This window comes from Sulfitobacter sp. UBA4523 (assembly GCF_002388305.1).
GTDB classification, from domain to species: Bacteria; Pseudomonadota; Alphaproteobacteria; order Rhodobacterales; family Rhodobacteraceae; genus Sulfitobacter; species Sulfitobacter pontiacus.
Genome location: NZ_DGMH01000055.1, coordinates 1 through 10,158, shown reverse-complemented (window position 1 = coordinate 10,158; position 10,158 = coordinate 1). Strand labels below are relative to the sequence as shown.

Annotated in this window: 18 protein-coding genes and 1 pseudogene; 2 read left to right on the top strand and 17 right to left on the bottom strand. The window is 56.8% G+C overall.

Translation table 11 applies throughout. The features are described 5' to 3' along the window. The 5 genes from rplE to rpmC form a co-directional block, all read right to left on the bottom strand. Positions 1–417, bottom strand: a 417-nt coding sequence (gene rplE / locus B3849_RS13970; RefSeq protein ID WP_286780308.1) for a 50S ribosomal protein L5, incomplete at its 3' end; no start/stop codon positions are given. Beyond that, the gene (gene rplX / locus B3849_RS13965; RefSeq protein ID WP_005849812.1) at positions 410–721 is read right to left on the bottom strand and encodes a 50S ribosomal protein L24; all 312 of its coding nucleotides are present in this window, start codon (positions 719–721) and stop codon (positions 410–412) included. The genes rplX and rplE, both read right to left, overlap by 8 nt. Further along, positions 721–1,089 (bottom strand): 50S ribosomal protein L14, encoded by a 369-nt coding sequence (rplN, locus tag B3849_RS13960; RefSeq protein ID WP_005849814.1) that lies wholly within the window; start codon positions 1,087–1,089, stop codon positions 721–723. The genes rplX and rplN overlap by 1 nt, the downstream gene beginning before the upstream one ends. A gap of 157 nt (positions 1,090–1,246) precedes the next feature. Beyond that, positions 1,247–1,486, bottom strand: coding sequence for a 30S ribosomal protein S17 (gene rpsQ / locus B3849_RS13955; protein WP_005849816.1), 240 nt, complete (start codon positions 1,484–1,486; stop codon positions 1,247–1,249). 15 nt (positions 1,487–1,501) lie between these two features. After that, complete coding sequence (gene rpmC / locus B3849_RS13950; RefSeq protein ID WP_005849818.1) at positions 1,502–1,708, bottom strand: 50S ribosomal protein L29; 207 nt, start codon at positions 1,706–1,708, stop codon at positions 1,502–1,504. 161 nt (positions 1,709–1,869) lie between these two features. Here rpmC and B3849_RS13945 point away from each other — a divergent pair, with 161 nt between their 5' ends. Further along, on the top strand, positions 1,870–2,490 hold the full coding sequence (locus B3849_RS13945) for a TIGR02466 family protein (protein WP_009825297.1): 621 nt from the start codon (positions 1,870–1,872) through the stop codon (positions 2,488–2,490). On the opposite strand, the gene B3849_RS13940 is transcribed toward B3849_RS13945, so the two are convergent. Continuing rightward, entirely contained in the window at positions 2,487–2,699 is a 213-nt protein-coding gene (locus tag B3849_RS13940; RefSeq protein ID WP_005849822.1) for a hypothetical protein, read from the bottom strand. The genes B3849_RS13945 and B3849_RS13940 overlap by 4 nt on opposite strands. 213 nt (positions 2,700–2,912) lie before the next feature. Between B3849_RS13940 and B3849_RS13935 the strand changes: the two genes are divergently transcribed. Then, positions 2,913–3,377 carry a hypothetical protein gene (locus B3849_RS13935; protein ID WP_286780307.1) on the top strand — a complete coding sequence of 155 codons (465 nt, stop codon included), beginning with the start codon at positions 2,913–2,915 and terminating at the stop codon, positions 3,375–3,377. 93 nt (positions 3,378–3,470) lie between these two features. Here B3849_RS13935 and rplP read toward each other — a convergent pair whose 3' ends face one another. The 11 genes and pseudogenes from rplP to tuf all read right to left on the bottom strand — a co-directional run. Beyond that, positions 3,471–3,884 (bottom strand): 50S ribosomal protein L16, encoded by a 414-nt coding sequence (gene rplP, locus B3849_RS13930; protein WP_005849828.1) that lies wholly within the window; start codon positions 3,882–3,884, stop codon positions 3,471–3,473. Positions 3,885–3,897: 13 nt separating this feature from the next. After that, positions 3,898–4,605, bottom strand: a complete 708-nt coding sequence (rpsC, locus tag B3849_RS13925) for a 30S ribosomal protein S3 (RefSeq protein ID WP_005849830.1) — start codon at positions 4,603–4,605, stop codon at positions 3,898–3,900. Next, on the bottom strand, positions 4,605–4,985 hold the full coding sequence (rplV, locus tag B3849_RS13920; RefSeq protein ID WP_005849831.1) for a 50S ribosomal protein L22: 381 nt from the start codon (positions 4,983–4,985) through the stop codon (positions 4,605–4,607). Before rplV ends, rpsC begins: the two co-directional genes overlap by 1 nt. Positions 4,986–4,988: 3 nt before the next feature. Next, entirely contained in the window at positions 4,989–5,267 is a 279-nt protein-coding gene (gene rpsS / locus B3849_RS13915) for a 30S ribosomal protein S19 (RefSeq protein WP_005849833.1), read from the bottom strand. A gap of 3 nt (positions 5,268–5,270) precedes the next feature. Beyond that, on the bottom strand, positions 5,271–6,113 hold the full coding sequence (rplB, locus tag B3849_RS13910) for a 50S ribosomal protein L2 (RefSeq protein WP_005849835.1): 843 nt from the start codon (positions 6,111–6,113) through the stop codon (positions 5,271–5,273). 272 nt (positions 6,114–6,385) lie between these two features. Beyond that, positions 6,386–7,261, bottom strand: coding sequence for a DUF1206 domain-containing protein (locus B3849_RS13905; RefSeq protein ID WP_286780306.1), 876 nt, complete (start codon positions 7,259–7,261; stop codon positions 6,386–6,388). A 203-nt stretch (positions 7,262–7,464) separates the two neighbouring features. After that, positions 7,465–7,761 carry a 50S ribosomal protein L23 gene (locus tag B3849_RS13900; protein ID WP_005849839.1) on the bottom strand — a complete coding sequence of 99 codons (297 nt, stop codon included), beginning with the start codon at positions 7,759–7,761 and terminating at the stop codon, positions 7,465–7,467. Then, positions 7,758–8,375, bottom strand: a complete 618-nt coding sequence (gene rplD / locus B3849_RS13895; protein ID WP_009825301.1) for a 50S ribosomal protein L4 — start codon at positions 8,373–8,375, stop codon at positions 7,758–7,760. Before rplD ends, B3849_RS13900 begins: the two co-directional genes overlap by 4 nt. Then, entirely contained in the window at positions 8,372–9,214 is an 843-nt protein-coding gene (gene rplC, locus B3849_RS13890; protein WP_005849843.1) for a 50S ribosomal protein L3, read from the bottom strand. The genes rplD and rplC overlap by 4 nt, the downstream gene beginning before the upstream one ends. Positions 9,215–9,232: 18 nt before the next feature. Next, positions 9,233–9,550 (bottom strand): 30S ribosomal protein S10, encoded by a 318-nt coding sequence (gene rpsJ / locus B3849_RS13885; RefSeq protein ID WP_005849850.1) that lies wholly within the window; start codon positions 9,548–9,550, stop codon positions 9,233–9,235. A 318-nt stretch (positions 9,551–9,868) separates the two neighbouring features. Then, positions 9,869–10,158, bottom strand: a pseudogene (gene tuf, locus B3849_RS13880) (elongation factor Tu); the annotation flags it as partial.

The following is a 10,158-nucleotide window of genomic DNA, read 5'->3' as shown; positions in this document are numbered from 1 at the left end:
GCCCATGGCGTAGTTGCCACGGCCGTCAAAGCTGTTGCCGTTGATGCCGCGGAAGTCGCGGATACGAGGCATTGCGATCGTGATCAGACGATCCAGGAATTCGTACATACGCTCGCCACGCAGGGTCACTTTCGCACCCAAAGGCATGTCTTCACGTACGCGGAAACCAGCGATGGATTTCTTGGCAACAGTTGTCAGCGCTTTTTGGCCGGCGATTGTTGTCAGGTCTTCCTGTGCGGATTTGGCTTTCTTGCTGTCACGAACAGCTTCTGCACCACAGCCGATGTTCAGAACGATCTTATCCAGACGCGGGATCTGCATTTCGTTCTTGTAACCGAACTCTTCCTTTAGAGCAGCGCGGATTTTGTCCGCGTATTCGCCCTTCAGGCGGGGTGTGTATGTTGCGTTATCAAGCATCGATCACGTCCCCCGTGGTTTTTGCAAAGCGCACTTTCTTGTCGCCTTCGATTTTAAAGCCAACGCGGGTTGCCTTGCCGTTGGCATCAACCAGCGCCAGGTTGCTCAGATCGATGGGCATCGCTTTGGGAATACGGCCGCCTTGCGACGTCTGGGACTGACGCGTGGCGCGGATTGCCATGTTGATACCATCTACGATTGCTTTGTTGGCCTTTGGGTCAACGGACGAGATGGAACCCGTCTTGCCCTTGTCCTTGCCAGCAAGCACGATGACTTTGTCACCTTTGCGAAGTTTAGCAGCCATTACAGCACCTCCGGCGCAAGCGAGATAATCTTCATGAAGTTTTTGGCGCGCAGCTCACGAACAACTGGCCCGAAGATACGTGTACCTACAGGTTCATTCGAGTTGTTCAGGATAACGGCGGCGTTACGATCGAAACGGATGGCTGTGCCATCTTCACGACGAACTTCCTTGGCAGTGCGAACGACGACGGCTTTACGCACGTCACCCTTTTTCACACGACCGCGAGGGATGGCTTCCTTGACCGACACGACAATGATGTCGCCGACGGATGCGTATTTACGCTTGGAACCACCCAATACCTTGATGCACTGAACACGGCGCGCGCCGCTGTTGTCAGCAACATCCAGGTTGGTCTGCATCTGGATCATTTGGTTTCTCCCGACCTTCTGGGGGGCGATGCGTGCCCTAACCCCAGGGTTTCGATTATATTGGTCTGCCCGAAATGGGCATCTCGCTCGTGCCTTTGGGCCTTGGCGCCCTCAGAGTCAAGGGAAACAAGGACCTCAGGCCCGAGCGAGCAGCACCTTAAGCCTCAGCGGCTTGCAGCACTTCCCAACGTTTGGTTTTCGACTTTGGTGCACATTCGATGATGCGAACGGCGTCGCCCACTTTGAATGTGTTGTTCTCATCGTGCGCCCGGTATTTTTTGGACTTACGGATGGTTTTCTTCAGAACCGGGTGCGTAAAGCGACGCTCTACGGAAACGGTTACTGTCTGTGCGTTGGCATCGCTTGTCACGGTGCCTGTCAGGATACGTTTGGGCATACTCTCAGGCTCCTATTATTCAGCAGATGCCGCGGCAGCGGCTTTCTGGTTCAGAACGGTTTTGACACGTGCGACGTCACGCTTAACGGTCTTCAAACGTGCGGAGTTCTCCAGCTGGCCTGTGGCTTGCTGGAAACGCAGGTTGAAGGATTCTTTTTTCAGGTTAACAAGCTCATCGCGGAGTTGATCCGGCGTCTTGTCGTGCAGTTCTTTGGCGTTCATCGCCTCTTCCTTTCGACATCACCAGTAGGCCCCTTATGGGTGACCATGATTCTGGTGGAGTTCATGTGAAAGGTTCCTCTACAGGCCCTACCCCTGTTTGGCAAGCAAGCTTTCTATAAAACCGTATCGCCACCCAGAACAGGCTGATATAGAACGGCCCTATGTCACAGATAGAATCCCTTTTCGTCACCCGTCTTTACCGCGCCGCCCTGTCCGAGCACGGTCAACCCGTTGATCCGGCCGAGCTGGAGGCCGCGTGCCTGTCCATCGCCGAGGATGACGAGGCCGGGCAGGAATGGTGCGAGGAACATGATTTCCCGGGCTACACCAGCTATGCGTCGCTCACCGATCTGCCGTGGCGCTTCCCGATCTTCAAGACGGTGAAGAAAGCGCTGGATAAACACGTCAAAGCTTTTGCAAAGGAACTGGCGTTTGATCTGGACGGGCGCAAGCTCAAGCTGGAAGACCTCTGGATTAACATCCTACCCGAAGGCGGCATCCATACGGCGCATATCCATCCCCATTCGGTGATCTCCGGCACGACCTATGTGGCGATGCCCGAAGGCACGAGCGCGCTCAAGCTCGAAGATCCGCGGCTGCCGATGATGATGGCTGCCCCCGGTCGCAAGAAAGACGCCCCGCGGGAGCTGCGCCAGTTCGTCTATGCAGAACCCGTCGTCGGTGACGTGCTGCTTTGGGAAAGCTGGCTGCGGCACGAAGTGCCGATGAACATGTCCGAAGACGATCGCATCTCGGTCTCGTTCAACTACGCCTGGGGTTAACCACGTTTGGGCGGCGTTGCCTTGCGCGCCGCCTCTTGCTCTTTGATCGCGGCCTTTTCCTCTTTGGTCAGCTTATTGCCCCACTGATTATTGCTAAGCCCCAGATCATCCGGCATCGGCTTGGTCTTGCCCTTTTTGATCGTCCCCCCCTTCTCAAGAAACGCTTTGATCAGGTCTTCGTCGGTGGTGGGCTTGGGCACATGTTTCATGTCAGCTCCTATAGGCAGGTTAGCCCGAGCCTATGCGCCACGCCTTGCGCTGGCTAGACCCTGCCGCCGCTTATTCATCATGCATTAATGTTTCAAAAACCGCGGGCTGGATCACGTCACCGCGGGTTCAGCAGCTTGTGACTAGGATTGCATGTGTCCCGGTGCCATCTCGACCCCGTTACCGTAAACGATGCGCACATAAGGAAGCCCCACGTGGATACCCCAAACCAAAGCCCCCTGCCCGCCCTTGCCGTTGCCGGTCTGGTCGGCGAACTCACATTCGAGGCCTACGCATGGCTCGCCTCTCCCGTCCTGTTCGGCGTCAAGCTAGAACCCGCGAACCTGGTCATCGGGCTAAGCAAAAAGCTTTTGGGCCTCGACCTGACTTACGGCGCGGCCTTCGCCGTCCACTTCCTGATTGGCGCGTTAGGATTTGCAGCGGTGGTCTATCTGACCAAGCGGATGACACAGCTCGGCTATTTCGCCGCGGGTGCCCTGGCCGGAGTCATCTTGTGGTTTGTCGCCCAAGGTATTTTGGCACCGCTGATGGGGCGTAGCTTCATGATGGGTTTTGGCACCTACACGCAGTCATCCTTCGTGGGGCACGTGGGCATGACCATTGTCATCGCGATGGTCTGGCAAAAACTGGCGCGCCGCCCCGCCAAGCTGTTTACCTAAACTCCGCACCGACCGATAAAAATAAAAGCCCCCGCTGATGTCTCAGCGGGGGCTTTTCTATTCATTCCTCCGACAGATGTCGAAGCGAAGGTCTTACCAATCTTCGCGTACAACGACGCGGGTTTTGATAGGCAGCTTCATCGCGGCAAGACGCAGAGCTTCTTGTGCAACGTCCTCGGCGACACCGTCGATTTCGAACATAACACGGCCTGGCTTGACCTTGCAGACCCAACGATCCACGGAACCTTTACCTTTACCCATACGAACTTCGATGGGCTTTGCGGTGACAGGAACATCCGGAAAAATACGGATCCAGACACGGCCTTGACGCTTCATGTGACGCGTCATGGCACGACGAGCAGCTTCGATCTGACGTGCAGTTACACGCTCGGGCTCGAGAGCCTTCAGACCGTAGGTACCAAAGTTCAGGTCAGACCCGCCCTTTGCCACACCTTTGATACGGCCTTTGTGCTGCTTGCGGAATTTAGTACGCTTTGGTTGTAGCATCTTTCATTCCCCCTTAGCGACGACCGCCGGCACCGCGTGGTGCTGGGCCGTCTTGCATTTCTTGTGCCTTGCGGTCACGCGCAGCCGGGTCATGTTCCATGATCTCGCCTTTGAAGATCCAGGTTTTGATCCCGATGATGCCGTAAGCGGTCGACGCTTCAACATGCGCGTAATCGATGTCGGCACGCAGAGTGTGGAGCGGCACGCGGCCTTCACGGTACCATTCGGTACGCGCGATTTCTGCACCACCCAGACGGCCAGCAACGTTCACACGGATACCCAGGGCACCCATACGCATGGCGTTCTGTACCGCACGCTTCATGGCGCGACGGAAAGAGACCCGGCGTTCCAGCTGCTGTGCGATGGATTCACCAACAAGGGCTGCGTCCAGCTCTGGCTTGCGCACTTCAACGATGTTGAGGTGCAGGTCAGATTTGGTGATCTTGGCGATTTTCTGACGCAGACCTTCGATGTCTGCACCTTTCTTGCCGATGATCACACCGGGGCGCGCTGTGTGGATCGTGACGCGGCACTTCTTGTGTGGGCGTTCGATGATCACACGGGCGATACCGGCCTGTGCACATTCTTTCTTGATGAAGTCACGGATGGCGAGGTCTTCGAGCAGAAGATCACCATAGTCCTTCGTATCGGCGTACCAGCGGCTGTCCCAGGTGCGGTTGACCTGAAGACGCATACCGATCGGATTTACTTTGTTACCCATCAGGCTTGCTCCTCAACTTGACGCACGACAATCGTGATTTCCGAAAACGGCTTGATGATCTTGCCGAAACGGCCACGCGCACGTGGACGACCACGCTTCATGATCAGGTTCTTGCCGACATATGCTTCGGCAACGACCAGTTCATCCACGTCAAGGTTGTGGTTGTTTTCGCCGTTCGCGATGGCGGACTGAAGGCATTTCTTCACGTCCTGTGCGATCCGCTTTTTCGAGAAGGTCAGGTCCGTCAGGGCCTTGTCTACCTTCTTGCCACGGATCATCGCGGCGACGAGGTTCAGTTTCTGCGGGCTTGTGCGAAGCATGCGCAGTTTTGCACGGGCTTCGTTGTCAGCCACGCGGCGGGGATTTTTATCCTTGCTCATGGCTTATTTCCGCTTCGCTTTTTTGTCAGCTGCGTGACCATAATAGGTGCGAGTTGGCGAATACTCACCAAACTTCTGACCGATCATTTCTTCGCTGACGTTTACTGGGATATGCTTGTGACCGTTGTACACGCCGAACGTCAGGCCAACAAACTGTGGCAGGATCGTGGAACGGCGCGACCAGATTTTGATCACTTCGCTGCGACCGCTTTCGCGGGAGGCTTCGGCCTTCTTGAGGACATAAGAGTCAACAAAAGGACCTTTCCATACTGAACGAGACATCTATTAACGCCCCTTCTTCTTGGCGTGGCGCGAGCGTAGGATAAGCTTGCTGGACGCTTTGTTCTTGTTGCGGGTTTTTGCACCCTTCGTGGGCTTGCCCCAAGGCGTAACAGGGTGACGACCACCCGATGTACGGCCTTCACCACCACCGTGAGGGTGGTCGATCGGGTTCATAACAACACCACGTACCGAAGGGCGGATACCCTTGTGACGCATGCGGCCCGCTTTACCGTAGTTCTGGTTGGAGTTGTCAGGGTTGGACACGGCACCAACGGTGGCCATGCATTCCTGACGCACCAGACGCAGTTCGCCCGAGGACAAACGGATCTGAGCGTATCCACCATCACGGCCTACGAACTGTGCGTAGGTACCGGCGGCGCGTGCGATCTGGCCGCCTTTGCCTGGCTTCATTTCGATGTTGTGAACGATTGTACCGATTGGCATGCCCGAAAATGGCATAGCGTTCCCAGGCTTGATGTCGGCCTTGGCCGAGGAAATCACCTTGTCGCCAACAGCGATACGCTGTGGGGCCAGGATGTAAGCCTGTTCGCCGTCTTCGTACTGGATCAGTGCGATGAATGCGGTCCGGTTAGGGTCATATTCGATGCGAGCGACAACCGCGGACATGTCCAGCTTGTTGCGCTTGAAATCGACGATACGGTAAAGGCGCTTTGCCCCACCGCCTGTGCGACGCATTGTGATCCGTCCGGTGTTGTTCCGACCGCCAGATTTGGTCAAACCCTGTGTAAGGGATTTGACCGGGCGGCCTTTCCAAAGCTCCGAACGGTCGATCAGTACCAGCCCACGCTGGCCTGGCGTCGTCGGTTTGTACGACTTGAGTGCCATGTTCTCTGTCTTCCGTTTTGCTTGTCCCCGGCCCCGTCGTGATGGTGCCGAGATGGTTGTAGGGCCCCGAAGGTCCCCAATTTGAAATGCCAGACAAAGAACCCCTTTGCCCAACCTCGCGCTTGGCTAGAACTCACCAATGCGCAAAACGACACAGCCCCGGACGAATCCGGGGCACTGCCGATGGGGTCGTTTAGGGGAGGATCAGCCGAGGGTCAAGGGAGCGTTCGGGAATAGTCTCGAAAACCCGACGTAGACCTACGCGGTGCCCTTCAGGACGCCATTGCCTTGACCTTGCGCGCGACGCTTTCAACCGACGGGTCGGCAGCCTTCGGTACAATACGGTAGACCGCATTCACAAAGCAGAACAGCGAAAACATCAGCAATCCGGCACAGAGCAGCCCAACCAGCACCCGTCCGTAGGCCTGCTGGTGCAACCATTCAAACGCCGCATCAATGCCGCCTGCACTCGACGCATTGGCACTTATCGCGGCATAGGCGATCAAACCACCGATGATCAGCACCACCACGCCCTGCGCAGCCACGCCGATACGCAATAGCGGGTTCCAATGCAGGGTAAAGTGGTTCGCTTCCAAATGCTCGCGATACGACTGCGACGCGGCCTTGTAGAAATAGTAGAACCCCGTGCCCATCGTCGCCAGACCGATGCCGCCCACGACCCACACGCCCGCTGTGGTCTGCAGGAACTGGTTCAGCAACTCCTTGCTGCTAGAGCCAGACGACGCCACCCCCAGCACCGTCACAGCCAGTGCACCGATGGCGCCGTGGAGCAGGCCGGTGACCAGCATCCCGAACCGCGCAACGATGCCCTTGGCCCCGCTGCCATATGCCTCAAGGTCCCAAAAGCTATCAACCGCGCGCCAGATCGCATAGGCGAACATGCCCGTGGCGATCGCAAAGATCACTGCAAACCCCGTCGCGCCGTCTAATGACTGCAGCGTCGACTTGGTGCCCTCGGCCTGACCACCAGATACAACGGACCATAGCGACAGCCCGGCCACGACAAGGTAAACCAATCCGCGCCCGGCATACCCCGTCCGCATGATCGGCACGGCCCAGGCGAAATCGTCGGGGTCATTATCAGACAGTATCTCTGATCGGGTGGACTGGACGGAGCTGGTCGACATAGTGGCGCTATCCCTTCGGGCAAAGCCGGCCCCCATTCAGCGGGGCCATTCCTTTGACGTGATGTGCAAGGTCAACGCACCGTAGGTCGGCAGGTTCCCGCGCGACATGCGCAGCGGGTATTATGCAGGCACCACCGCCCTCAAAACGGAAAAGGCCCCCCGCCTTGCAGCGAGGGGCCCTTAAACTTTACGTCCAGGCTGACTTACAGACCGGTGGATACGTCGATGGAGTTACCTTCTTCGAGCGTAACGTAAGCCTTTTTCACGTCTTTCCGGCGACCCATCTGGCCGCGGAAACGCTTTGCCTTGCCTTTGGTGATGGTCGTGTTCACGGCCTTCACCTTGACACCAAAGAGAGCTTCAACAGCTTCTTTGATCATTGGCTTGTTGCTGTCGATCGCAACTTCGAAAACGACTGCATTGTGCTCGGAAGCCATTGTCGCTTTTTCAGTGATGATCGGCTTGCGGATCACATCGTAATGTTCGTGCTTGGCGCTCATTTCAAACGGGCCTCCAGTGCTTCGATCCCCGCTTTGGTGATCACGAGAGTGTCACGCTTGAGGATGTCATAGACGTTTGCACCCATCGTCGGCAGGATATCCAGACCTTCGATGTTGCGCGCGGCTTGCAAGAAGTTCTCATTTACCGAAGCACCGTCGATGATCAACGCGCGCTTCCAGCCCAGGTTCTTAACCTGTTTGGCCAAAGCAGCGGTTTTCCCATCGGATGTGGCATCGTCGATGATGACCAGGTTGCCGGTTTTTGCCTTGGAAGACAAAGCGTGGCGCAGACCCAGTTTGCGGAACTTCTTGGTCAGATCGTGGCCGTGGCTACGAGGGGTTGGACCCTTGTAGATACCACCCGAACGGAAGATCGGTGCAGAACGGGCGCCGTGGCGTGCGCCGCCGGTGCCTTTCTGACGATAGATCTTCTTGGTCGAATAGCTGACCTCGGACCGTGTCTTGACCTTGTGCGTACCCTGCTGCGCGTTGTTACGCTGCCAGCGGACAACACGGTGCAGAATGTCGGCGCGTGGCTCAAGACCGAACAGGGCCTCGTCCAAGTCTACCGAACCGGCTGCGCCGCCGTCGAGTTTGATGACATCAAGTTTCATTCGTCACCTTCCTTCTTGTCCGACTCAATGGATGCTTCGGCTTCGGCAAGTGCGGCAGCTTCGGTCGCTGCTTGCTCTTCTGCCAAGCGTGCTGCTTCTGCTTCGGCCTCTGCAGCGGCTGCTGCTGCGGCTTCTTCAGCTGCTTTTGCGGCTTCGTCAGCGGCGGATTTCAAAGCGGCAGGCAGGATCGCGTCTGCTGGGAACGGCTTTTTCACCGCGTCCTTAACAGTCACCCAACCACCTTTGGAGCCTGGTACGGCGCCTTTGACCATGATCAGACCACGTGCGCTGTCGGTTTTGACAACTTCGAGGTTCTGCGTGGTAACACGGGCAGCACCCATGTGACCGGCCATTTTCTTGCCTTTGAAAACCTTGCCTGGATCCTGACACTGACCTGTCGAACCATGCGAACGGTGAGAGATCGAAACACCGTGTGTCGCACGCAGACCGCCAAAGTTGTGGCGTTTCATCGCACCGGCAAAACCTTTACCGATGGAGGTGCCTGCAACGTCAACATACTGACCAGCAAAGTAGTGATCGGCGATGATTTCTTCGCCAACATTCAACATGGCTTCGGGGTCCACACGGAACTCCGCAACCTTACGCTTGGGTTCAACCTTTGCCGCAGCAAAGTGACCACGCATGGCCTGCGACGTCCGCTTGGCCTTGGCTGTACCTGCACCAAGCTGAACAGCTGTGTAGCCGTCCTTCTCGGGGGTACGCTGAGCCACAACCTGCAGTTTGTCGAGCTGAAGAACGGTTACAGGGATCTGCTTGCCGTCTTCCATGAACAAACGGGTCATGCCCATCTTTTTTGCAATAACGCCTGAGCGCAACATATTATTACCCTCCTACGCTTATGACTGCAGCTTGATCTCGACGTCCACACCAGCGGCCAGGTCGAGCTTCATCAGCGCGTCCACGGTCTGCGGGGTCGGATCAACGATATCCAGCAGACGCTTGTGCGTGCGGATTTCGAACTGGTCACGGGATTTCTTGTCAACGTGTGGGCCACGCAGAACTGTGAATTTTTCGATCTTGTTCGGCAGCGGGATTGGGCCGCGAACAGATGCACCGGTACGCTTGGCGGTGTTAACGATTTCCTGTGTGGACGCATCCAGCACGCGGTAATCGAACGCCTTCAAACGGATGCGGATATTTTGGCTTTGTGCCATATGTCATCATCCCTCATTGGGAGTAGAAACGAAGAGGAAGAGACGCCTCATCACGGCCCTTCATTGCGTTTTGTCGTAAATCAAACGGGGCGCGTAAAAACGCACCCCGCTGAGACTTGCGCTCTATAGGTCGAGTCGCGCCATGTGGCAAGGGGGGAATCCGAGGTTTCGCTCAAATCCGCCCAGTACGACCGCCATCCGCGATCAAAACAATCGTGTCATAGCCAGCACCGCCGCCCCCACACAACAAAAAAGGCCGCCCCGATTGGGAGCGGCCTTCGTCTTGTTGCCGGTGCGCGGGGTGACCCGCGGGTTGGCTTACTCGGTGATTTTGGAAACCACGCCCGCGCCAACGGTACGACCGCCTTCGCGGATCGCGAAGCGCAGACCGTCTTCCATCGCGATGGGGGCGATCAGTTCCACGTCGAACTGCAGGTTGTCGCCAGGCATAACCATTTCAGTGCCTTCTGGCAGCTGAACGGTACCTGTAACGTCTGTGGTCCGGAAGTAGAACTGTGGACGGTAGTTCGCGAAGAACGGCGTGTGACGGCCACCTTCTTCTTTGGTGAGGATATAGGCTTCGGCGGTGAACTTGGTGTGCGGCTTGA